Source organism: Nostoc spongiaeforme FACHB-130, from assembly GCF_014698475.1.
Classification (GTDB): Bacteria; Cyanobacteriota; Cyanobacteriia; order Cyanobacteriales; family Nostocaceae; genus Nostoc_B; species Nostoc_B spongiaeforme.
Window position 1 is genome coordinate 26,128 of record NZ_JACJTB010000008.1, and the last position, 22,967, is coordinate 49,094.

Genomic DNA, 22,967 nt, shown 5'->3' on the forward strand with positions numbered 1-22,967 from the left:
TGCCCATAACTAAGATTTCTAACTACAGATAGATGTCAATTTATCATCATCAATTATTGACAGTTATTCTTAATTCTTATACTATTGAAGAAATTAGTTGCAAAATATTTGCAACTTTTTTTGTGCCATTTTTGTGATTTTAAGGTGATGCCCAACAACTTCGTTCTGGGTAAAGAGCAACTATTCAGCCGTCGTCAACTGCTGAAACTGGGAATATGCGGTGCTGGGTTTGCTGGTACTGCGGCACTTTGGCATAATCTGAATGCACAAAGCAAGTCGATAGTCAAAGTCCCGCCGTTGGAAATAGCAGCAACAAACCAAGCTGTCAATCCTATGCAGATGCTACGAAATTTCGATTATGGCGTAGTCAAGCAGGAGAACGGACGGACTGTTAGAGAATTTCAGTTAACTGCGGGGACTTCTGTCATTCAGCTTAATAGTGCTGTTTCCTATAACGTTTGGGATTTAAATGGTCGTATTCCAGGGCCGACGTTACGGGCGAAGCAAGGCGAACGTGTACGGATACTATTTCTCAATAAGGCGGGACATTCTCACTCTCTACATTTTCATGGTGTTCATCCCGCAGAGATGGATGGTGTTCGTCCAGTCAGTAATGGTAGTGCAGCTATTTATGAGTTTGATGCAGAACCTTATGGGGTTCACTTATACCACTGCCATATTGCACCAGTCACTCGTCATATTGCCAAGGGTTTGTATGGGATGTTTATTATTGATCCTCCCACGCCGCGCCCCCCGGCTGATGAAATGGTGTTAGTCATGGCTGGATATGATGTCAATGATGACAGCCACAATGAATATTATGCTTTTAACGGATTACCGCATCACTTCATGGATAATCCCATCCCAATTTATCAGAATCAATTGATTCGTTTGTATGTTCTTAACATCATTGAATATGATCCGGCAGTGACTTTTCACTTACACGCCAACTTCTTTGATGTGTACCGCAGTGGAATGACGATGACTCCCAGTGAGAAGACTGATGTGATTACGATGGGTGTTGCAGAAAGGCACATTTTAGAATTTGCTTTCCGCTATCCAGGTAAGTATATGTTTCATCCGCATCAAGATGCGATCGCGGAAAATGGTTGTATGGGTCAATTTGAAGTAATTGCTGATAAATCTTCGCAAACTAATCGCAAAAGTTCTTAACTAAATTCAACGAGTGAATTTACTTCAAATCAACAACAAATAGTAATGTTAGTAGCTTTCTATCTCAAATATATTGAAAAAAACATTAAAATACATGCAAAATTTTAATCAGTAGTTGCTAAAGTATTGCATTAGCTGGAAAATGAGCATAGCCAAATCTACGACACTAAGTCATACAAGCTGTTAAAAACATGAAAAAATTTAAATACTTTTGTTTAACTATTGCTACTGCTGCAATTGTCAGCCTGAGTGCTTGTAACAACACTCCAACCGCAGAAAATCCCTCTGCGCCAGCAGCTACTTCACCATCAACAGCCCAAGTCACAGAAGCGACAACTCATAGCGGTCATGGTGGCAAAGCAAAAATTAATATTAATACAGCGATATTGTCAGAATTAGATAAATTTGAAGCAAAATTAGGTGTACCAGCTTTATCAAACAAAATTCAGGCTAGTCGTCCTTATGCAAGTCCAGAAGATTTAGTGACTAAAAAAGTAATTACGCAAGAACAGTTCGACCAAATTAAAGACCAAGTAACGGTTCAGGAAGTTGTGTTAACAGGTGAAGCCAAAGATGTTGATTACATGACCAAGTTAGGCTTAATGAAAGGACACCTGTTAGTCGCCCAAGAATTGTTAGACAAAAACCTGCCAAAACAAGCCGAACCTCATATTGGACACCCAGTTGAGGAAATTTACGTGGATGTCGAAGAGCAACTAAATGAACGCAAAGTTAAAGAATTCAAGACAACTTTGGTGAGTTTGCAAGATTTGGTCAAATCAAATCCCAAGAATGCCAAAGTTAAAACCAATTTTACCGCTTCTGTGGAATCTGTAGATGGTGCGATCGCGGTTTTACCAGAAGCGCAACGTAACAAACCGGGATTTGTACTTCAGGTAATTAATGGCTTGTTAGATGCAGCTAACTCTGAATATGGAGCAGCGATCGCAGATGGTAAAATAGCCGCAGCCATTGAATATCAGGACTCTCGTGGCTTTGTGGTTTATGCCGATGACTTATATAAAGGTATTTCTAGCCAAATAGCCCAAAGCAGTCCTGATGCACAAAAAGCAATAGAAGCTAGTTTCAGTGACTTGGTAAAAGTTTGGCCTAGCGCCGTTCCTCCTGCTAAACCAGTGAAAACCCCCGTGGAAGTGACTCAGTTAATCAAAACCATTGAGCAAAACTCTCAAAAAATCATTGATAAATCAAGTACACAAGCACAGCGATAGACTCTAAACTAACAAAAAAGTAGAGAGTCAAACGTTTAAAATAAGTGAGCCATGAGCAAATAATTAGATATGAAACGTAAAAGTTTCCTGTGCTTCATTCCTAATTAATGACTCATCCGGCTCCATTTATATATTGCTGAACTTAACAACTGATGCAAGAACTCGACCAAACTAAGACTATAGAACTCCTCAACACCATAATGGAATTTGAGTTAGCAGGAGTAGTACGCTACACACATTATTCCTTGATGGTGACTGGCCCGAATCGTATTCCCATTGTGGCTTTTTTTAAAGCCCAAGCCAGTGAATCTTTACTTCATGCTCAACAAGTCGGAGAAATTCTCACAGGTTTAGATGGACATCCCACCCTGAGAATTGCCCCAATGGAAGAAACTTATAAGCATTCTGTCAAAGACATTTTGGCAGAAAGCTTATCTCATGAAAAGAAAGCATTGGAATTGTACAAAAATCTCCTAGATACTGTCAGCAATGCTAGTGTCTATTTAGAAGAATTTGCTCGTGGCATGATTGGACAAGAAGAACTGCATAATCTCGAATTGAAAAAAATGCTGCGAGATTTTAGCTAATAGTCATTAGTGAGTTAGTGCGGTCTTGGGGGTTTCCCCCAAGACCGCACTAACTCACCCGAAGGGTCATAAGTCATCAGTCATTTGTCATGGCTTATGACTAGTGACAAATGACAAATGACAAATGACAAAGGACAAAAGATGAATTTTAGTACTGCTTTACCTACTTTTGTAATTACACTCCGCGAAGGAGTAGAAGCCGCCTTAGTTGTGGGGATAGTGTTGGCTTTATTGAAAAAAGCCAAACAATCTCGACTTAATTCTTGGGTGTATGCTGGTGTGGGCGTTGGTATTGTTGTCAGCGCCTTGATAGGTTTACTGTTTAGTGTGGTGATTAAAGCATTAGGTCAAATTAATCCACAATACACATCGGTAGTTGAACCGGGACTAGAAGGTGTGTTTAGTGTGCTGGCGATCGCAATGCTCAGTTGGATGCTAATCTGGATGACGAAACAAGCCAGATTTATGAAAGCCCAAGTAGAAGGCGCTGTCACCGAAGCACTCACACAAAATAGCAATGCTGGCTGGGGCGTTTTTAGTTTAATTTTAATCGCCGTAGTCCGCGAAGGTTTTGAAACCGTATTGTTCATTGCGGCTAACTTTCAGCAAGGTTTAATTCCTACAATTGGCGCTCTTGGTGGTTTATTAGTAGCAGCCACAATAGGCGTATTGTTATTTAAATTAGGTGTTAAAATCAACATCCGCCAGTTTTTTCAAGTCATGGGCGTTTTATTAGTGTTGATTGTTGCTGGGTTAGTTGTTTCTGCATTAAAACACTTTGACGATGCTTTTGCTAACTTAGCCCTCAGCAGCCGCGCTTCCGAAAGCCTGTGTTTTTACTATGAACACTTTACTAAAGTCCACTCCTGCATTTTAGGGCCGATCGTGTGGAATACTTCTAGTATTTTGCCTGATGATCAATTCCCTGGCATTATTCTGAAATCTTTATTTGGCTATAGAGAACATCTATATATTTTGCAAGCAGTGGGATATGTTTTATTCTTGCTAACTGTTGGCGGGTTATATTTCCGCAGTTTAGGTGGCGAAACTCCAAAACCTAATAAAAGTGTATCTCTTTTCCAAAAATAAACTGATAAGTAAATATATTGTAGGGTGGGCATAACTATGCCCACCCTACTTACTTTTAACAATCGTTTTTAAAGCATCTGATAAATGTGTGTTATCAAGTGCAAACATCTCTATTCCATCATCATCCAATTCAGTTGTTACTTGAATATTCTCCGCCAATTTTGTATCTAGCAGTTTCAACAATTCTCCCAAATTAGGAGCTAACACATACTTTTCATCTTCATCTCTACCAAAGTTGATAATTTGCCCAATACATCCATTAACATCAGGTGCTAAATCAATACCGATGTGATTTCCTCCCCCATCGTGCATCAGAGGTATCCATTTTTCATGTGCATAGACACTTTGAATAACTCCTTCTGGATAAGATGTGCAGAAATCATTTAAATCTTCTAAGCCATCTTCAATGATTTCCTTCCAACTTAACCAATTTCGCTCCACTTCAGACAGTGAGAGAAATTGTAACCCGTAAAAAATACCACGTCCTTTTCTAGACTCTCCATTATTGAGTTGATATAAAATTTGCATCTCTGCGGGAATTTCATAACCCAGTACCATTTGCAAGTGTAAAATTTCATCTTCACTTGCTGGTGGGTTGAGATACTTGTAATATTCAGGAAACCTATTACTAATCTTTTCTCGATAGCTTAACCAGGATGCACTAACAAGATTATTCATTTTAGATTAATTTGCTGTAAATAAATCTTTTTTAAGCTGCTGACAAGTTTGCTCAATTGCATTTATACTACCTGGATTCACTAATCCATAATAGTCAAAAATATAAACTCGGTTATTTTGTGTTGCTTTGAGTTTTTGCCAAAAAGGTTCTTTACTAAAGGATTCCAAAATCTCCTTATTTGATGATGCTTGGGGAGGGTTGATGACAATTATTGTGTCTGGATTAACTTCTAAAACTTTCTCTGCTGATAAAGTGACATAACCACCAAAAGGACTTTTACCTTGTAATTCGGCGGCGACATTCTTGAGTTGGAATTTTTCTAACAAGTTTCCTGCCCAACTGCTTTTATTTGGGGTGAGAATTGGTTGATTACTGACTAACACCAAAGTAGAAATATTTTGCTCTTGTTTTTCTGGTAAAAAACTTTTGTAGCGAGTTAACAAAGGTTCGGGGTTTGCACCAATTAAATCACCCAGTTTTTGAGTCAGACTTTCTAAGGAATCCCATGTTTTGAGTTGAGTTAGTAAAGTCTGAATTTTTAATTCTTGCAATCTTTGAATTACTTGGGTAGAAAAACCTTCGATACCAATGACTAAATCTGGTTTGAGAGCCACAATTTTTTCTAAATTAGGAGGAGTTTGACCTTCACTAACGCGAGGAATATCCTTCAAACCAGGTTCGTTTTTAAATAATGAATTTCCAGCAATACCTACTAGTTTGGTTTTATCGAGTTGATAAATAATATCTGTGGCTAGAGATGAAAGACTAACTACTCTTTTGGCTGTTGCTTGATTATTAGGGGTTGCTGTAATCGCAGGTGTTTGTACTTGTGGTTGTTGAGTTGTAGCAGTGCTACAAGCCATTAAAAATATACTGATGAGAATTGCTAATGCCGATAATATCAAACGATTATACATATAACAATAAACCTATAGTAACTATGAAACTTACTGACAAAAATGACGAGTGTAGACATAGTAAAAATTCCCCCAAGAATTTATAGCTATGCTACCTCGCCATTAAGTATACAAGGTTTATTGAGAAAAGCTTTACATACTATACATTAGTATGTTGTCGAACTATTGTTAATTAAATAACATTTGTTTGTTTTTGTAAAAAATTTATAGTAAAACTTTTTACTTGTGAGAAAGATTTATAAATACGAGATTAATAGCTGTCTGAAATGTTGTTTTTACTGCATCAATGCCCAATCTTCAGGAGTATTACAGTTAAGTAACATCTTAGTATCAGGCACAGCTAAAACCTGTACTGAATGTTGCTGAAGCCACTGCTGAAACGATCGCCCGCCTTGGTTGATAAAATCTAGTAGTTGCGGTAAACATCGCCGGCGATAAAAACCACACATAGGTTCCCAGCCTTTAGGATGATGCGCCAAAGCTGCGATCGCATCTTCCCCCACATTATCAAGTTGCGCCACCCATCTTTGCAATACCTCAACCTGCAACTTCGGTAAATCGCAAGCAAGTAACAACACCCAATCAGTTTGCACCTGTGCAAGTCCTTGTGCAAACCCCACCAACGGCCCGTGATTTACAGGCGCTTCTAAAATAAACTGACAACGAGGTAAAGTTAAATTTTGATAACGTTCTGGCCAAGGCGTGACAATATAAACAGTCTCAGCACAAGCCACCGCAATATGACAAACTCGCTGCAATAAAGGTACGCCGTCAACAGTCAGTAAAGCTTTATCCTGTCCCATACGGGAACTTTTACCACCAGCTAATACAATGGCTGATAAAAGTGCTGAGTGCTGAGTGCTGAGTGCTGAGTTATTTGTCATTGGTCATTAGTCGTTAGTCATTAGTCATTTGTTCTTTTATGTTCTTTTCTCCACCTTTACCCTGATGTCGTCACTAGCCCTGAAATATTCTTATTTATCAAGTTTCATCTTTATAACAGGACTTACGCAAAATTATGAAAAAACGAACCGCAAAGGGCGCAAAGGACACGAAGTTATAAGAGTTTGAGAGAGTTCTTGCGTAATTCCTATATAAATAATCTAGAATTTTGGCATCGATGCGTTCTTTATTATTGGGTAGTTTATTTAGTTGTTTTATCGCAACCTTGGGCAATTCAACTTGATACATTAAGCAGTTTCTTTGTTATATCCTTGATATTCATTCTAAAAAACAGTACCATTGATGCGTCTATCTTCTCTAGCTTCCTTAATAGCTTGTAAATCTTCCTCATCTTCCATATCATCTATTCTTTGTAAATACGTGAGGATTTCATCTAACACGCTGTTATAAGCTTGGTTTAACAACACATTGATAGATTCAATTATTGCTTTTCTTTCTTGTTCAGTTTTCATTGCTATTTTGCTTGATTTATTAGATAGACTTGATCAGTTTTCTGCTTCCTAAAAAGGAATCATCCTCTCGTTTGACTTTGCTGCACTTGCTGTAACATTTGCTCAACACTTGTCGCTGGTGCAAGACATTTTAAACCTTGGCAAACTAAGGCGATACTGCCTTCTGGGAGGTTAGATACGACAGAAAACGCTGCTACTGGCAAATATTGAGGAATGAGAGATTGAATTTGCTCGCTGGTGCTGCGAATTAGGGTAGAGTTACGATACCAATCCAAAGCGGTGAATAAGCTGGGGCAAGCTTGAGGATGACTAGCCATGATGCTTCGGAAAGCTTTTAAACCTTGCTCGGCTAAATCGAGATAATGCAGATTATCGGTGAGTAGTGATAACCTGACAAGATTTGCGATCGCCACTCCGTTAGCCGAAGGTGTAGCATTATCAGCATAGCTGCGTTCGCGCACAATTAATTCCTGACTAGCATCGCTAGATGTGTTAAAATATCCTCCTAGTTCTACACTCCAGAGAAATTCGTCGAATTCTTCTTGGATAGCGATCGCTTTTTCCAACCATTGTTTATACTCTGGGCTACAAGCTTGTAAGTCTAGTAACGCTTTAATAAAAAAGGCGTAGTCTTCAGACTGCGCTAACACTGTCGCCTCGCCTTGATAATTCAGTCTGTGGAAACGTCCATTAACAAACTGATTTTCCCAGATAAAATTAGCTGCTTGTGTGGCTAATTCCAAATATAGAGGTGATTGAAATACCCCACCTGCTCTAGCTAACCCAGAAATCATCAAACTATTCCAAGCCACAATCATTTTCGTATCTGTCACCGAGGGAATACGCCCCGGCCAGTTATGGGTTTTGGCTTCTTGATTATTCCGGGCTGGGGGAAAAGTCTTTAATGATTCTGGTGCATCACCATAACGCGCTGTAAATAATTTCCCTAATACCGTGTCTATTTCTGGACTCAATTCCCCAGAGTTACGCCTTTGCAATACATTCAACCCTTCAAAGTTGCCTTGAGGACTAACTGTAAACTCTTGTTGTAATTGCGTTAATTCTTCTGGTGTTAATAACTGTGCGAGTTCGCTGTAACTCCATACATAAAAAGCCCCTTCTTCTGGCTCGACTGCTTCAGAATTAATGAAACTATCCGCATCTTGAGCCGCGTAAAAGTAGCCTTCTGGGGCAATCATTTCTCTTTGCAGCCATTGTACAGTTCCCGCCACAGCCCTAACAAAAGCCGGTTCTTTGATACCCGCACTCCATAAATTTGCTAGATACTCGACAATTTGCCCATTGTCATAAAGCATCTTTTCAAAGTGCGGCACTGTCCAAGTGGGATCAACAGTATAGCGATGAAAGCCGCCACCGACATGATCATAAATACCGCCCAGGGCTAAATCTAGTCCGCGCTGAGTGCAAATTTGCTGACCATCGTACCGAGACTGCAAATTAAAGCGATTTCCTCGCAGTGCTAGTTCGGCATAAGGCATCATTGGGAAACTGTTACCGTATTGATTAGCAGTAATGATCCCCGTGCTAGTTTCCCAACCTTTGCCCAGTAATTCATTTTCTGCAACTGACTGGGGATCATCATTTTGCAAGACCGCAGAGGTGAGGAGCGAGTCTAAAATTACTGCTTTGCGTTGGCGCAAATCTTCTTTTTCGGTGTCGTAATAGCGCCGGAGAGCTTGCAAAACTTGTAAAAAACCAGGACGACCGTAGCGGGGATCAACCGGAAAATAAGTCCCAGCGTAAAAAGGAACCAAATCTTCCGGTGAGAGAAAGGCATTTAACGGCCAACCGCCTTGACCAGTCATCATCTGTAACGCCTGCATATAGATGCTATCGATGTCTGGGCGTTCTTCTCTGTCTACTTTAATAGGCAGAAAATTGGCATTCATGTAATCTGCGATCGCAGCATCAGAAAAAGCCTCACCTTCCATCACAGTACACCAGTGGCAACTAGAGTAACCAATGGAAAGAAAGATAGGTTTATTTTCTGCCTTAGCAGTGGCGAGAGCTTCATCACACCAAGGCCACCAATCAATCGGATTTTCGGCGTGTTTACGCAGGTACAGACTTTTGGCTTGGGCAAGGCGATTAGTCATGATCTTGTTGTGTGAGGATAGATGCCTTCTTTGCCCAGTCTACATTCTTGGAGTATTAAGCGAGATATACACCTAAACAAAACTCAACCAAAAACTTACACCAAAGTTTTGTCAAAATCACCCTACTATCCACAAAATTAGTGAAAAGCCCTTAAAACAGTAATTTTTGCCTTTTGCCTCTTGCGAGTTCGCCAGTTGCTTTATGCCGGGGAACCCGTCCACCGCACTGGCTCACTTTTTACTTTTGCCTTTTTAATTAGGGCAAAGAGCGCCACAGAAAGCTGATGATAGTTGTTGATGGTTCTGGTGCAGGTGGTTTAACCCTTGCTTGGATTTTGGTATTGTAATTAATTCCTGCTATCAGATGGAGCAAGAAAGTAATGATGGCGGCTTGCACAAGTTTTTCGAGCATGGCAGGTCTCCCTCAATTGATAGCACTGCAAGTAAAATCCTTTTTCTAAATACACCCCGTACTCATAAATTTCGTAATTTGACGGGATTTTCTGGAAAATTGCCCTGATTTTTGGTAAACAAACCTTGACAAAACCCAAATTTATAGCTAGTTGTATGACAGTTTCATGATCAGAGCGATCGCAGTTGTAGTTTGTTATTGCTCCTCTCTGGCACGAACCGAGTCAAATTTCTAGACGCTTTCCCCTATAAAAAGTGCCTGAGTTATGATTTACATCTGCCAGATAGAAGAGAAAATTAGCTCTCTGGCGGATGACGACAGCCATTAGCAGGTTGTCATCGATAAAATAGATGTAAATTAGCTACAGGAACGCTGCATGATTCCTATCGTTATTGAACAATCGGGTCGGGGCGAACGCGCCTTTGATATCTACTCACGACTGTTGCGTGAGCGAATCATCTTCTTGGGACAACAGATTGACAGCAACTTAGCTAACTTAATAGTTGCCCAAATGCTGTTCTTGGATGCAGAAGACCCGGAAAAAGACATTTATATGTACATTAATTCCCCCGGCGGTTCGGTAACTGCTGGTATGGGTATTTTTGACACTATGAAGCATATCCGCCCCGATGTCTGTACCATTTGTACCGGATTAGCTGCGAGTATGGGAGCTTTTCTCCTCAGTGCTGGAACCAAAGGTAAGCGGATGAGTCTACCCCATTCCCGCATTATGATTCACCAACCTTTAGGCGGCGCACAAGGCCAAGCCACCGACATTGAAATTCAAGCGCGGGAAATTTTGTATCACAAAAAGCGACTCAACGACTTTCTCGCCGACCACACAGGTCAGCCCATTGAGCGCATTGCAGAAGACACCGAACGCGACTTTTTCATGTCACCCGACGAAGCTAAAGAATACGGTTTGATTGACCAAGTAATTGACCGTCACGCGGCGGGTAGCCGTCCGATGGCTGTGGTTTAGTTATTTGTAATTGACTATTAAAGCTCCCATCAACACCTGGAAATTTTTACTTTTAAATAAGTAAACTCCTGGGGTTATGGGAGCCTTAGCTTATCTAAAGCTACCAAGGACAAGATATGATGAGTAGCGATCGCATCGACTAGTTGACAATCAAGACTAGTACAACAAGGCAAAAGTCAAAAGTCAAAAAGCTTAGAATACAAGCTTTTAACTAACTTAAAATAGTATCTTTCTTTCCGCCGACCTGTACTAAAAATTTGCTCATCCCAATTTAATCTGAAGCTGTACTCTATCAATCCTGTAGAGACATTGTATACAAAGTCTCTACAAAAACTGATAAATCCATTTTCATCCAGAAACGTTATCGGTCTACAGTTATTGAGAATGGTGGAATGTTAAAGTTTTAGCTATACTGCTTTATGCCCGTTCTGAAAATTAATGAGATGAATTAAGAATCTTCTGCGTCTTTGTATATTTTTTGTAACTATTGATCCCCACAAAAATTATACTGGTAATAATACTAGTATATAATTACTTAAATTCGTATAAAATCTTATATATGGACGAGCAAATTCTGGGTACACGTTACCGTATCCTGCAATTATTGTACATAGAGGAGTCGGTAAATATCTATCTAGTTGAAGATATTCAAATTCCTAATCAGTTATTTATTCTTCAGCAACTACGCCCAGAAACTCATCATCTACAAAATTTAGCCTGGTTGCGAAAGTCCTTTTTCCAAGAAGCTAAGATATTGAAACAATTAGCCCAGGAAAACGACAGAATTCAGAAAATAATTGATTATTTTGAATCCAATGAAGAATTTTATCTAGTTCAAGAATTAATTGATGGTCATCAATTAGCTGAAGAAATTTTAGTAGGGTTTCCGCTTAGAGAAGACCAGGTTATTAACTTGTTATTAGAAATCTTAGATATTTTACTATTTATACATCGTCATAATATCATTCACCAAGATATTCAGCCAGAAAATATCATTCGCCGACACTCAGATAATAAATTAGTTTTAGTTGACTTTGGCTCTCTGAAGGAAATGGTGACGACTACAGTTAGTAATTTAGAATATATACCTTTAGAGCAGTTACAAGGACAACCACAATATAACAGTGATATTTATGCTTTAGGAATGATTGCGATCGCTGCAATTATGGGCTTATCTTACGAAGAAGTATCAAGATTACAAAGTCAAAAGAACTTACTAACAGGCGAAATTATCTGGCGTGATCGAACGATAAAAGTCAGCCGAGAATTTACACGCATTATCAATCAAATGGTAAAGTTTGACTACCAGAAACGATACCAGTCTGTAACAGAAGTGATCAATGACCTGCAAGAATTAAAAAATCAGCAATATCAACCACAATCATTACAGATTCAAAAATTCAAATTTGTCATCTTCGGAATTGCTAGTTTGTTGACTGCTATGTTTATCGGCTGGTTTAGCCACTGGTTAACACCAGTTAATAGTGAACAGTTGTTTTATCAAGAAGGTGTCAGTGAATATGAGCAAGGGAACTATCAAGAATCTGTAGATAATTTAACTCAAACCCTGGAAATCAATCCCCAGAATTCTCTTGCTTATAATCATCGGAGTGATGCGTTTTCTCGCTTAGGAGATTATGAAAAAGCGGAAGCAGATTCGAGTCAGGCTATTGCACTGAATCCTCAAGATGCTAATGCTTATTATGACCGAGGATTTGCTTTATTTGGGTTGGGTAAATATAAAGACGCGATCGCAGACTACACAAAAGCGATTAAACTTAACTCTCAAAACCCCTACGCTTACTATGGAAGAGGTTTAGCGCGGGTGAAAGTGAACGAATATCAAAGCGCAATACTGGATTTTAATAGAGCGATCGCACTTAATTCTAGCTATGGTTTAGCCTACTATCATCGTGGCTTAGTCAACGTCCAACTAGGTAATAAAAAATCAGCAATGGTAAATTTTAAGAAAGCTGAAAAACTATTTCAAGAACAGGGGGATAAATCAGGTTATAACAAGATAATCCAAGAAATCAAAGCATTACAAAAATAGTTATTTTTGCTTGCAACAAACTTCTAATTAAAAATGCTAGAAACTAAAATTATTAACTATCTCTCCCATTTAGAAGACTCAGACTATATGGCTGAGGTGGTAACAACTCCTGGCGCAGCTGAGACTCTTATAAAAATCCTTCAAAATGATGATGATGAGATTATGAGTTATGCTGGTCTTTTTATTAGAGATTTTTTCTTAAGTTGCTCTCGTAATGAGACTTGTAAAATATCTTGGGAAACACAATTAAAACCTGTTATTATTCCTGAATTAGAACGTCTTATATTTGCAGAAAACCACTTCATTCGCAAACAAGTAATTTATACACTAGGAAAAATATGCAGCTATGATAGTGTGCCTGTTTTGCTACAAGCTTTCTATAAATATCGTGAAAGTGACCCAATTTTATTACCGCGACTCCTGGGTGAATTATTCTGGCTGGGTGTGGACAATTCGTGGGATTTACTTGAAAGTATGGTGAACAGCCAATATTACACAACTCGCTGGGCTGTTATCAACTTGCTAGGAGAATTTATTTACCATTCACCAAGTGAGGAGGATGGAACTTTTTCTATGAAATACAATTTTTCAGAAAAATTGCGAAATGATCCACATCCACTTGTAAAAGCAGAGGCAGAATATGAATATCAATTATTAGCATTAAATCATCGTAAACTACAAGAAAATATGGCTAAATCAGATTATAAAAAACAGAGAAAAGATTTGAAAAAATTAGAACCATGTTTGACATTTTTCAGAGTATCGCTACAATTCTCTCGTTATATGGTTACCAATAATATTTCCACATATACTATGCAAGAGTTAGAAACATTTATCGATAACAAAACTCAACAATTATAATTCTGACAAGAATACTATTTTTCTTAAAGTTCGTTAAAATTACTTTTGATATTTTAGTCATGCCTCCCCTCCTCTGTGCCTTGGCGGTTCGATAATTTATTCATACAACCTATTGCTAAATTTTCATTAATTGATACACTTGTTCTTCATTAGCCATTAGCCCAGTGAACCAGCGCCTACTATGGTGTACGTCAAGCGCGTGGAACTTACCAACTTCAAATCCTTCGGCGGTACTACATCAGTCCCTTTGCTGCCGGGGTTTACTGTCATATCTGGGCCGAATGGTTCCGGTAAGTCGAATATTTTGGATGCGCTGCTGTTTTGTTTGGGACTCGCCAGTTCTAAGGGAATGCGTGCCGATCGCCTGCCAGATTTGGTAAATAACGAAAACTAAATCACTACCAAACCAACAAATAATGACTCAACAAAAAACGAAAAAATGATTTTGGAGGGGGTTTGGGGGACGCAACCGTCCCCCAATCGGGGGCGTGGGGGAGAATCCCCCAAATCTTACTCCTTATCTGGTAGCTAGAGCAGAAATTGAGCAATCAACCCTCATCAGCATTGGGGTATAAGGCAATACGGTTCAGTTAGTAATTTTTTCTTCTCTTCGCGCTCTTTGCGCTATTTGCGGTTCGTTAAAAAAAATGACTTTAACAAAGAGTTTTAGTCTTAACTGAACTGTATTGGGGTATAAGGGTGTGAGGATTTTGAACACCTACACCCTTACAGAGAAGTCAAAATTCAAAAGTCAGAGAATTTTTGACTTGATTTTCCCCTATCCTCGTTTTCAGCCCATCTAACGACACTGACGATATTTGATGTGATACACCAATCCCCGGTGAGCCAAGTCGAAGGAGTCAACAGTCGCCATACCTGCGCCACTAGCAGTCATCGCTGCATTGACACGCATATTTACACTATCGCCACAGCGTGACCACACATCAGCAACAGTCACTAACTGATCTCGAACGTTGTAGTCAGTTTCGCCACGAAATGTCCGAGATAAAACAGGGCCACGTTGACCAGCAAAAAAGTATTCTGCTCTAAGTCTCCCAGTGGTACCAGGAGCAACATAGCCACGGTAATCAGCATCATAAAGAGAAATTTGGAATCCTTGAGGCACTTTAATTGGAATGCTCAAATTGCAGCTTTTACGCCTTTCGGATGATTTATTTCCTAAAGCAATAAACTGATCAAAGAGAATACTTAACTCTTGACCATCAGGACTCACGTTGACACTAGCAGAACCTTCAGGGCAACCGTTACCACCATATCCTGCACCCAGAATCTCAACTTTGTCAGCAGCAAAAGCAGGGCCAACAGAAGCTGAAATTAGTACTGCTCCTGCGAAAAAAGCTTTTGCAAAGTTGATAGATGTTTTCCTGATATTTTGATTGTTCATAACTCACCTCATTTGAGTAATTAGAAGTTATTTGGAACTAGATTTGTGATTGAAATTCCCGGTAAATATTTTCCATAAAATCTGCAATCGCTATCTTTATTCCTGAAAAATTGCAATATAAAATTCATGGCAAATTTTGAAAAAAGTGCCATAAAAAATTGCCAAAAGTATTTACCAAAATACTTTCGTGAGTACTCACAAGCTACTATTTATTAGCAGCGTGAATAGCTGTAATGCTTGAATTGCAATACGTATCAGACATCATCTGCAAATCTAAAAGCAGTAATTCAAGACCATGAATTTTACTTCTAGTCTCATATCTGCTGTCTCCGCAGAAGACTGTCAATTTAATTTCAGAGTTCCATTTATCTGTGGTGATACCAAAACCCTAATATTTCTCAATTGGTATCATGTTTGGCTTGTTTGCATCGACTATATTTTCTTACTGTTAGTTCCCGACAATTTTCATCGTCAGGCAACAATTTTCATTACTTAATAATTTGGAATATGGATGAGTTCGGTTTGCTTTACGAATTTACTTGTGTAGTTAGGGAGTAGGAAAAAAGCCTTATCCAAGTTCACTGATTTTTCCCACATCAAATATTAGTTCTATATAACTCAATACAGTTCAGTTAAGACTAAAAAGCAATTCTGGTGTAGGTTGGGTGGAGGAACGGAACCCAACAGAGTATGCGTGAATGTTGGGTTACGCTATCGCTACACCCAACCTACTATTCTCTTAACTGAACCGTATCGTAATAAAAGGGTGCAGGTGTTCAAAACCCTTACACCCAGTTTCAACAGAGAATTTTACCTGGATTTCTCTCTTGTGAGAAATCCAGGGGTGTGGGAGGCGTGGGAAGTGTGGGAGGATGGTGAAGAAATCTTTCCCCCCACACTCCCCACACTCCCCGCTCTCTCCACACCCGCTACCCATACGTGAGAAATTCGGGTTTACTGAGCTGTCACCAAATAAGGTGAGGTTATTGGTTGAGCGCGTCCAGCATTAACGAGAGCTTGGTAGACAAAAGCTGCTACTTCGGCTCTGGTTGCTTGCCGATTAGGATCAAGCTGTTTAACGGTAGGATAGTTAATTACTAATTGGCGGACAGTGGCTGCTGCAACTGGGCCAGTTGCATAATTAGGAATTTGCGCCGCATCATTGTAGAAATTCAGAACGTTTTGATTATTGGCGGTTAAGCCTAAACCATTGGCTAGGGCTACTAGTGCTTGTACTCTGGGAATTTGTTGCTGTGGTTTAAATGTACCATCAGGGTAGCCTGAAACAAATTGGCTTTGATAAGCGGATCTAATTGCAGCGAAAGCCCAGAAATTGCTAGGAACGTCTTGAAAGGTGATGGCACTACGTTTAGCGGTGGGATTTAAAGCTTTAGTAATAATTGTGGCAAACTGGGCGCGAGTTACAGGGTCATTTGGTTTAAATGTGCCATCTGGGAACCCAGCAATAATATTTTGTGCAGCTAAAGCTTCAATGTAGCTTTTTGCCCAAAAATTGCTCGGTACATCTTTAAAGGCGACAGCACCGCCCGTTGGTGGTTCGACTGTAGCTGCTACAAAGTCTACTTGACCAAAGATTTTTTTCTGATCAACATCATTACCAACAGCCACAATGGTATTAGTTTTTGTGGCGTTGTTTACGTCATAACGAGTATTACCACGAATCAGATTACCACCAGGATTTTCGTTTGTACCCAAGTCTGGTTGAGCAGTGGTAATGGCGACTACACCATCTCGCTTATTACTTTGAATGACATTCTTACGAAGTACGGGTTTAGCTGAATCGGAGATAAATAAACCATCTTGGTTTTGAATGATTTGGTTTCCTTCTACTAAAGTTGTGGAAGTTCCACCGATCGCCAAACCAAAACCTGTATCCTGAAATAAGTTATTTCTGACTACGCCCTGAGCAGATCTGGCAATAGAAACGCCATTACCTTTGTTCTGCACAAAGATATTACCTTCAATTCTGGGATTTCCTGTACCCGTGACAAATACACCTTCTCGACCATTAGCGGTAAAAGTGTTGTTTTGAATAACTGGGTTAGTAGATTCTACCCAAATACCTGTACCGCGTTGAGTCGGGTTGGTAACGGTGACACCTGCGATCGCGCTGTTGTTGTCAGCTAAGATGGTAATCTCTTGTCTCGCAAATGTGCGGCTGGTGTAATAGCCTGCACCAGTAATAATTATCCCTTGACCTTTGGTAGCTTCCTCACCTTGTAAAGTCACTCCTGATTTGATTAATAGTGGAAATGTTTCTCCAGTTTCTTGGTTATAATTTCCCGGCGCAAGTCGAATAATTGTACTTGGTTGAGCTTGGGTGAGTGCAAAGCTAATAGTTTTATATGGTGCGGCTGCTGTTGCACCTGCACTTGCATTATCTTGACCTGTTGCTGGGTTGACATAAATTACTTTTGCTGATGCTGGTGCTTGCGCTATCACACTGGGCGAAGCACCGCCATTTGCTGTCCCTATCAATAATGTCGAACCAGTTGCAGCTAATAATAAAGCTGTCAGTCCGGCTTTTAAGGATAAATTCAATTTCAGGTTTCTTCCAGAAATCGAGTAAATACTTTTGATGGAAGAAAAATGAAAATCTTGATATTTCATTTTTGTGTCTGTAATGTGCTGAATTATAGTTGGCTAAGAAGGGTTAGATGTGACAACTATCTAGCTGTCCATCCCCAGCAAAACTATAACGGATGACTAGCAAATAATCCCCTATGTTTCGCAATCAGACACGTAAATAAACAATTGCAAAATCGTGAAAATCCCAGATTCGCCAAAGAAAGTTAGTCCTCCTGGCGGTACAGTGCTAAACTAAGGAGTATATCCCCACTAGGGATCACCAAAAAACAAGAATGTTAAGTCAGGTAGAAATTTATTCTGGCTCTATCAATAAAAGAGCAGAAAAAAGTTTCTTAGCACTACTATCAACAACATCTTCCTATTTGTGCAAGTAAAAACAACTGCCTTGAGGAGTGCGATCGCATTAATTTATTCTGGTTGCAGCATTCTAGAGAATAACTGGGTAGTAGAAGCGAAGCAAATAGTGTTGTTACAAGTTCTGATGTTTTGTGGTGCTGCTTACTAAATCAAAGTTCCCGACTCTACATCACGGTTGCAGTTTTGCTTAAGACAGCAACTTTATACAAGGGTTAAGAACAGCATAAAAATTGCATTTTAATGATATCCATTCACACTGTTGAGAATGCAATTAGTTTAGTCATCGAGAATTTTGCATAAATCCTGACTCAAAGTTGACAAAAAGCAGTAAATTGGTTTCTGTAGCTTAGTAAATTGCTTAAGTTAAGGGGAAGCTGTTCTGAAAAATCGGCTTGAGTGCTGATAGTTAAGCAAAACTGCTAAAGTTTGGCTGGGAAAATTCATCATTCCCAGATAAACAGCTAGGTATGAACATATCTAGTTCATTGAAAGCCGCCTGAGTGCAAACCACCAAAGCTAACTTGAGTTGTATAAAAGTTTTCACCAATTAAATCTGCTCCTACATTGTGGTAAGACTTGTATACGCACTTATACTTATACCAGGTGACAAAATGATTGTGACAGATAGATTGCTGAACAGCTTACCAATCAAATCTTCCCCAATCCAAAATCCAAAATGGTATAACAGGTAGGTTGTTGATTGAGCAGCAAGTTAGTTAAAAAGAAAGCAAAAGTTGAAAAAAAGGTGTATCTTACATCCAAAACTTAGGGCGGGTAGGAGTATGAAAAATCTAAAATAGATATTAAATTGATAAAAACAACGACCATCGACAACCGTTAGTCAATTTCATCTTCTGCAAAGCGTTGCCAGGTTGTTACCAGTGCTGAAACACGATTACATGCAAGTTTCCCAGGATCAGCCTAATTATTTTGAGGCTCCTCTACAGTTGTTGCTATTTGTCGATGGCAGACCCCAGTCTCGACAACAGGTACAGCGAATACGCTCTTACTTAAAAGAGTTGCAGGCAGAGTATCACTTTGAAGTCCAAATTATTGATGTCGGTCAACAACCGTATCTAGCAGAACATTTTAAGTTAGTGGCTACGCCAGCGTTAATTAAGATTCATCCAGAGCCAAGGCAAGTTCTGGCTGGAAGTAATATTATTGCTCAATTAAAAAACTGGTGGCCGCGTTGGCAAACTGCTGTAGACGCTTATTTAAAATTGCAAGAAGATTTTCAAGAACGTATCGATGAAAATAGTCGGGTATCACCACCCAAATCAACAATTAATTCTGTTGCTGTTTCCGCCGAACTGATTAAACTTTCTGATGAAATCTTTCATTTGAAACAAGAAAAGGAAAAACTTCAGGAGCAATTACAGTTTAAAGATCGAGTCATAGCGATGTTGGCTCATGACTTGCGGAATCCTTTAACGGCGGCGGCGATCGCTATTGAAACACTGCAATCTAATTACAATATAGAATCAGGTAGTTTTCAACGCCTCAAGCCAGCAATGGCCGCCCATTTGTTAAAACAAGCTCGGACTCAAACCAAATTAATTGACCGCTTAATTGCTGACTTATTACAGGTAGGCAGAGGTAGCGATAAAGAGCTTCCGATCATACCGCAAAAAATCGAACTTGGACAACTTTGTTTAGAAGTTTTAGAAGAATTGCGCGATCGCTACACCGCCAAATCCCAAACCTTAGAAACAGACATTCCCTCAGACCTGCCTTGCGTCTATGCCGATCCAGAACGGATTCGCCAAGTCGTCGTCAACCTCTTGGATAATGCCATTAAATATACACCAGTAGGCGGTAAAATTACTGTTGCTGGCTTGCACCGCACCACCCAAAAAGTGCAGTTTAGTGTGGGTGATACTGGCCCTGGTATTCCCGCCGAAAGTCGTGATCTCATTTTTGAGAACCACTTCCGCCTGCAAAGAGATGAAGGTACTGACGGATATGGCATTGGTCTATGTTTATGCCAGCGAATTATTCGGGCGCACTATGGTCAAATTTGGGTAGATTCTACACCCAATGGTGGGGCATGGTTCCACTTTACATTACCAGTGTATCCATTTTAGGGCTGAGTTTGAGTGGTATTAGACAAAGAGAGGGGGTAGACAAGGTAGAGGGGGGAGACAAGGAAGAAGAAATATAGTTTCTACCTTGTCCACCTTGTCCCCCTTGTCTCCCTTCCTTCCCGTATTTTACGAACACTGTTTAGCCGCCGATGGATCGCCAATGGGATGTAAGTCTGCTTCCCAGATACTGATATAAATAAAATCACAATTCTGGCGGACGACTTGTCCTTTCACAGAGCCTAAATTAAAACTAAAATCATCTCTCTGACCTTGCTGGAGTTGTTGGAGTTTTTGCTGAATTTCGGGAGTGACTCGACCGTTGAGCATTCCACTTAAAGTATTTTGCATCACTTGTGGGTCTACTGATTGAGCAAATGCGGCTTCAGTTTGCACTAATCTTCCCGACTTACGGTCGAATAAATAGCCCAAGTCGATTTGATTTGGGACTACTTTGTAAGTGACAGCGCGAGTATCACCCCACAAACCTCTTAAATTCTTTTTTGGTCTGCCCAGAGTTGCTTCTACGGTGCTTCTGTCTGTCCCTGTAGGAAAGGCGGGAACGCTTTGAAGGCTAGTTGTACTAACTTTTTTTCGGTTATTTGGTTTTTCTGGCTCTACCGGGGGTGCTTCTGGTGTGGGACTGACTGTGGGTTGAGAATCAGTTGTGGTTGGGGAATTGTCAGGTTCTGAATTTACAGGCTGTTCATCGGTGATGACTGGAGATTCATTTGGAGAGTTAGAATCTGTTGTGCCGTTGTTAGCGGATAAAGTATCTGAATTGATTGGTTGTTGTGGGGGAGTGCGGGGTGTAGGAGAAGATGGGATGGCTGGTGGCTCGTTGGGTTCTAAAGATGAAATTGGAGATGGTGGAGACTCGGAATTGTTGGTGATGGGTGATTCCGACGGTTGGGGACGGGTTAAGCGAGCTAGTCCTATCCCAGCCATTAAACCAAAGACGATTAAGCCACCAACTATCCAAATTGGTTTTTGGGAATTTTGCGGTGAAATTTTTGGGGGAGGAGAAACAGCTTGGGTTTGCTGAGTTGATGCTGTTTCAGGTGGACGAAAACTGCTAGTAGGGGATGGAGGCAGATTAGCTGTAGAGTTTAAAGCATAAAGCATTTTACTAGCAGTACTGTAGCGATCGCTCGCCTGGGGTTTAATTGCCTGATTCAGCACCATTGCTAGTTGGGGTGACACTGGCGGCGCATAATTTTGCCAGAGAATTTCCCCGGTTTGTTGATGTGTGGGTAATTCTGAAGGCTGTTTTCCAGTCAAGAGATAAATCGCTGTTAAGCCTAAACTATAAATATCTGTAGCGTAAACTGGCCGTCCAATTGCTTGTTCGCTCGGCATGTATCCTGGTGTACCAATCACCATTGATTGTGTTGGATATCCTGGTTTAACTGCTACAGTGCGGATGGTTTCTTTGACTGCACCAAAATCAATCAACACAGGCTTGCTATCAACAGAGCGCAGAATAATATTATCTGGTTTGATGTCGCGGTGAATGATGCCCTTACTATGCACATAATCTAATACCGATAGCAGACTCAAAAGAATTTCTCGGACTATGGTTTCACTTTGGCATCCTTTCGTTTCGACAACATGAGTTAAGGTTTCACCGTGAATCCATTCTTGTACCAGATAAAACAGCCCATTTTCCGAAAAATAAGCATGGAGTCGAGGAATTTGGTCACTACTTTCGCCAAGATACTCTAAAGTAGCGGCTTCTCTTTCAAAACGTTGCTGAATCAAGGTGTAGGTTTGGGGATCATTGGCAATTGGTTTTAATTGCTTAATCACACAGCGACGGCGAGAAGGCATATGGGTATCTTCTGCCAAAAAGGTTTCCCCAAATCCACCAGCACCGAGTACCTGGATAACTTGATAGCGATTATTCAGCAGAATAGATGTCATGAACAGTTCAATATGTCCGCCATATTTAAATGTACATCACGATGTCAAAACAAATAATGTTCCCTTGTGTGATTGTGAGAGTGTATAAGCCGTTAAACATTTATTCTGCACATTGAAGCCGCAGGGGAGCAGGGGGTAGGGTGCAAGGGAGAGGGTTTAGAGCTTTATTTACCATTAAACATAGTGTAATTTAACTGACCATTAGCTTATAAAATAAACCTGGGCTGGGAGAGTTAGAGGTGATTTCTCAATGGCTGTAGAACAATATTGCCAATACATCAAACATCTTCTTTCTGAAAGACAAAAAGGAGCTGCAATTCAACAAAAATTGACTGCCGAAGAGTATGAAGTGCAAACAATTTTTGACGAACGGCAAGACCACTATCAATTACTTTATATTGGTTGACTAGTTAATCAACGTGATTTTAGCTGTATTTCACATCTTGATATTAAAGATGGCTAAATTTGGATTCAACATGAAAGTAATTTGGCATTTTGAGTAAACGTTTTGCCAAAATGAGAAAGCAATATGCCTTTTTGTCAACTCTCACTCTCAGCACCTCAGTACCTCTGAGTGAAAGCCAAAACTTCTATTAAAAACATCAGCCATCACATCACATAGAAGTATGCAATGAAGAGTGTTGAGTTAAAAGACTGCCCACAATTCAGCGTGGTATCAACTTTCTCCCGGATACAAAGATTCCGCCCACAAAGAGCAGAGCTTTTACCTGAGTGCTAGAGTATTTGAGTAAGAAAAAGTACTCAGCATTCAGCACTAAGTTTTGGAAACATTGCCTAAAAACCGCATACAGAAACACAAAATGCAACCCACGCTACGGCAAAACAAGGATTAGTAGGCTTGACAAGTAGATGAATATATGCGGTTGATTCTAGAGTCTTAGTGAGTTTGTGGAGCGTAGATGAAGTGATATCTAATACAAAGATTTTTCAGAGATAGGTGATAGTATATTCCAGTTTTGAAATTTAAAGCAATTGTTCCCTATTGAAATCACAAAAAATAGTAATGTCATCTATCTATAGTTGGGTTTTTTCATTAAAAATTTCCAGCTT

At 39.9% G+C, this 22,967-nt stretch carries 21 protein-coding genes and 1 pseudogene; 12 read left to right on the forward strand and 10 right to left on the reverse strand.

Annotation, left to right across the window (positions count from 1 at the left end; all coding sequences use genetic code 11):
- The first annotated feature begins 147 nt into the window (after positions 1–147).
- The 4 genes from H6G74_RS09135 to H6G74_RS09150 all read left to right on the forward strand — a co-directional run bounded on the left by H6G74_RS09135 (position 148) and on the right by H6G74_RS09150 (position 4,081).
- The gene (locus H6G74_RS09135; protein ID WP_190967363.1) at positions 148–1,173 is read left to right on the forward strand and encodes a multicopper oxidase domain-containing protein; all 1,026 of its coding nucleotides are present in this window, start codon (positions 148–150) and stop codon (positions 1,171–1,173) included.
- 191 nt (positions 1,174–1,364) lie between these two features.
- Positions 1,365–2,405 carry a ComEA family DNA-binding protein gene (locus H6G74_RS09140; RefSeq protein WP_190967364.1) on the forward strand — a complete coding sequence of 347 codons (1,041 nt, stop codon included), beginning with the start codon at positions 1,365–1,367 and terminating at the stop codon, positions 2,403–2,405.
- A gap of 152 nt (positions 2,406–2,557) precedes the next feature.
- Complete coding sequence (locus tag H6G74_RS09145) at positions 2,558–2,992, forward strand: ferritin-like domain-containing protein (protein WP_190967365.1); 435 nt, start codon at positions 2,558–2,560, stop codon at positions 2,990–2,992.
- Between the two features lie 141 nt (positions 2,993–3,133).
- Complete coding sequence (locus H6G74_RS09150; protein ID WP_190967459.1) at positions 3,134–4,081, forward strand: FTR1 family iron permease; 948 nt, start codon at positions 3,134–3,136, stop codon at positions 4,079–4,081.
- A 45-nt stretch (positions 4,082–4,126) separates the two neighbouring features.
- Here the strand turns inward: H6G74_RS09150 and H6G74_RS09155 are convergent, their stop codons facing one another.
- From H6G74_RS09155 to H6G74_RS09180, 6 genes are all read right to left on the reverse strand, one after another.
- Complete coding sequence (locus H6G74_RS09155) at positions 4,127–4,759, reverse strand: SMI1/KNR4 family protein (RefSeq protein ID WP_190967366.1); 633 nt, start codon at positions 4,757–4,759, stop codon at positions 4,127–4,129.
- 6 nt (positions 4,760–4,765) lie between these two features.
- Positions 4,766–5,677, reverse strand: coding sequence for an ABC transporter substrate-binding protein (locus tag H6G74_RS09160; RefSeq protein WP_190967367.1), 912 nt, complete (start codon positions 5,675–5,677; stop codon positions 4,766–4,768).
- 275 nt (positions 5,678–5,952) lie between these two features.
- Positions 5,953–6,561: a molybdenum cofactor guanylyltransferase gene (locus H6G74_RS09165; RefSeq protein ID WP_190967368.1), complete on the reverse strand. Its 609-nt coding sequence runs from the start codon at positions 6,559–6,561 to the stop codon at positions 5,953–5,955.
- Positions 6,562–6,903: 342 nt separating this feature from the next.
- A complete protein-coding gene (locus H6G74_RS09170) occupies positions 6,904–7,092 on the reverse strand; it encodes a hypothetical protein (RefSeq protein WP_190967369.1) in 189 nt (62 codons plus the stop codon).
- Between the two features lie 59 nt (positions 7,093–7,151).
- Entirely contained in the window at positions 7,152–9,209 is a 2,058-nt protein-coding gene (locus H6G74_RS09175) for a thioredoxin domain-containing protein (RefSeq protein ID WP_190967370.1), read from the reverse strand.
- Between the two features lie 256 nt (positions 9,210–9,465).
- Positions 9,466–9,621, reverse strand: coding sequence for a hypothetical protein (locus H6G74_RS09180; protein ID WP_190967371.1), 156 nt, complete (start codon positions 9,619–9,621; stop codon positions 9,466–9,468).
- A 376-nt stretch (positions 9,622–9,997) separates the two neighbouring features.
- On the opposite strand from H6G74_RS09180, the gene clpP reads away from it, so the two are divergent.
- The 4 genes and pseudogenes from clpP to H6G74_RS09200 all read left to right on the forward strand — a co-directional run.
- The gene (clpP, locus tag H6G74_RS09185; protein ID WP_190967372.1) at positions 9,998–10,603 is read left to right on the forward strand and encodes an ATP-dependent Clp endopeptidase proteolytic subunit ClpP; all 606 of its coding nucleotides are present in this window, start codon (positions 9,998–10,000) and stop codon (positions 10,601–10,603) included.
- A 559-nt stretch (positions 10,604–11,162) separates the two neighbouring features.
- On the forward strand, positions 11,163–12,656 hold the full coding sequence (locus H6G74_RS09190; RefSeq protein ID WP_190967373.1) for a tetratricopeptide repeat protein: 1,494 nt from the start codon (positions 11,163–11,165) through the stop codon (positions 12,654–12,656).
- Positions 12,657–12,689: 33 nt separating this feature from the next.
- Positions 12,690–13,517, forward strand: a complete 828-nt coding sequence (locus tag H6G74_RS09195) for a HEAT repeat domain-containing protein (protein ID WP_190967374.1) — start codon at positions 12,690–12,692, stop codon at positions 13,515–13,517.
- Between the two features lie 181 nt (positions 13,518–13,698).
- A pseudogene (locus H6G74_RS09200) lies at positions 13,699–13,902 on the forward strand (AAA family ATPase); the annotation flags it as partial.
- A 414-nt stretch (positions 13,903–14,316) separates the two neighbouring features.
- Here the strand turns inward: H6G74_RS09200 and H6G74_RS09205 are convergent.
- Complete coding sequence (locus H6G74_RS09205) at positions 14,317–14,922, reverse strand: DUF4360 domain-containing protein (protein WP_190967375.1); 606 nt, start codon at positions 14,920–14,922, stop codon at positions 14,317–14,319.
- Positions 14,923–15,616: 694 nt separating this feature from the next.
- On the opposite strand from H6G74_RS09205, the gene H6G74_RS09210 reads away from it, so the two are divergent.
- Positions 15,617–15,865, forward strand: a complete 249-nt coding sequence (locus H6G74_RS09210; RefSeq protein WP_190967376.1) for a hypothetical protein — start codon at positions 15,617–15,619, stop codon at positions 15,863–15,865.
- 11 nt (positions 15,866–15,876) lie between these two features.
- Here the strand turns inward: H6G74_RS09210 and H6G74_RS09215 are convergent, their stop codons facing one another.
- The gene (locus tag H6G74_RS09215; protein WP_190967377.1) at positions 15,877–17,553 is read right to left on the reverse strand and encodes a DUF1565 domain-containing protein; all 1,677 of its coding nucleotides are present in this window, start codon (positions 17,551–17,553) and stop codon (positions 15,877–15,879) included.
- A 343-nt stretch (positions 17,554–17,896) separates the two neighbouring features.
- On the opposite strand from H6G74_RS09215, the gene H6G74_RS09220 reads away from it, so the two are divergent.
- On the forward strand, positions 17,897–18,037 hold the full coding sequence (locus H6G74_RS09220; protein WP_190967378.1) for a hypothetical protein: 141 nt from the start codon (positions 17,897–17,899) through the stop codon (positions 18,035–18,037).
- 258 nt (positions 18,038–18,295) lie between these two features.
- On the opposite strand, the gene H6G74_RS09225 is transcribed toward H6G74_RS09220, so the two are convergent.
- Positions 18,296–18,433 carry a hypothetical protein gene (locus tag H6G74_RS09225; RefSeq protein ID WP_190967379.1) on the reverse strand — a complete coding sequence of 46 codons (138 nt, stop codon included), beginning with the start codon at positions 18,431–18,433 and terminating at the stop codon, positions 18,296–18,298.
- A gap of 337 nt (positions 18,434–18,770) precedes the next feature.
- Here H6G74_RS09225 and H6G74_RS09230 point away from each other — a divergent pair, with 337 nt between their 5' ends.
- A complete protein-coding gene (locus H6G74_RS09230) occupies positions 18,771–19,976 on the forward strand; it encodes a histidine kinase (protein WP_190967380.1) in 1,206 nt (401 codons plus the stop codon).
- A gap of 126 nt (positions 19,977–20,102) precedes the next feature.
- On the opposite strand, the gene H6G74_RS09235 is transcribed toward H6G74_RS09230, so the two are convergent.
- Positions 20,103–21,896, reverse strand: coding sequence for a protein kinase domain-containing protein (locus H6G74_RS09235; RefSeq protein WP_190967381.1), 1,794 nt, complete (start codon positions 21,894–21,896; stop codon positions 20,103–20,105).
- 250 nt (positions 21,897–22,146) lie between these two features.
- Here H6G74_RS09235 and H6G74_RS09240 point away from each other — a divergent pair, with 250 nt between their 5' ends.
- A complete protein-coding gene (locus tag H6G74_RS09240; protein ID WP_242051192.1) occupies positions 22,147–22,302 on the forward strand; it encodes an element excision factor XisI family protein in 156 nt (51 codons plus the stop codon).
- Positions 22,303–22,967: the final 665 nt, after the last annotated feature.

Coding starts and splice junctions, on each gene's coding strand:
- H6G74_RS09135 (WP_190967363.1), top strand. CDS start 148: ATGCCCAACAACTTCGTTCTGGGTAAAGAGCAACTATTCAGCCGTCGT.
- H6G74_RS09140 (WP_190967364.1), top strand. CDS start 1,365: ATGAAAAAATTTAAATACTTTTGTTTAACTATTGCTACTGCTGCAATT.
- H6G74_RS09215 (WP_190967377.1), bottom strand. CDS start 17,553: ATGAAATATCAAGATTTTCATTTTTCTTCCATCAAAAGTATTTACTCG.
- H6G74_RS09175 (WP_190967370.1), bottom strand. CDS start 9,209: ATGACTAATCGCCTTGCCCAAGCCAAAAGTCTGTACCTGCGTAAACAC.
- H6G74_RS09160 (WP_190967367.1), bottom strand. CDS start 5,677: ATGTATAATCGTTTGATATTATCGGCATTAGCAATTCTCATCAGTATA.
- H6G74_RS09240 (WP_242051192.1), top strand. CDS start 22,147: ATGGCTGTAGAACAATATTGCCAATACATCAAACATCTTCTTTCTGAA.
- H6G74_RS09145 (WP_190967365.1), top strand. CDS start 2,558: ATGCAAGAACTCGACCAAACTAAGACTATAGAACTCCTCAACACCATA.
- H6G74_RS09195 (WP_190967374.1), top strand. CDS start 12,690: ATGCTAGAAACTAAAATTATTAACTATCTCTCCCATTTAGAAGACTCA.
- clpP (WP_190967372.1), top strand. CDS start 9,998: ATGATTCCTATCGTTATTGAACAATCGGGTCGGGGCGAACGCGCCTTT.
- H6G74_RS09180 (WP_190967371.1), bottom strand. CDS start 9,621: ATGCTCGAAAAACTTGTGCAAGCCGCCATCATTACTTTCTTGCTCCAT.
- H6G74_RS09190 (WP_190967373.1), top strand. CDS start 11,163: ATGGACGAGCAAATTCTGGGTACACGTTACCGTATCCTGCAATTATTG.
- H6G74_RS09170 (WP_190967369.1), bottom strand. CDS start 7,092: ATGAAAACTGAACAAGAAAGAAAAGCAATAATTGAATCTATCAATGTG.
- H6G74_RS09155 (WP_190967366.1), bottom strand. CDS start 4,759: ATGAATAATCTTGTTAGTGCATCCTGGTTAAGCTATCGAGAAAAGATT.
- H6G74_RS09150 (WP_190967459.1), top strand. CDS start 3,134: ATGAATTTTAGTACTGCTTTACCTACTTTTGTAATTACACTCCGCGAA.
- H6G74_RS09205 (WP_190967375.1), bottom strand. CDS start 14,922: ATGAACAATCAAAATATCAGGAAAACATCTATCAACTTTGCAAAAGCT.
- H6G74_RS09165 (WP_190967368.1), bottom strand. CDS start 6,561: ATGACAAATAACTCAGCACTCAGCACTCAGCACTCAGCACTTTTATCA.
- H6G74_RS09235 (WP_190967381.1), bottom strand. CDS start 21,896: ATGACATCTATTCTGCTGAATAATCGCTATCAAGTTATCCAGGTACTC.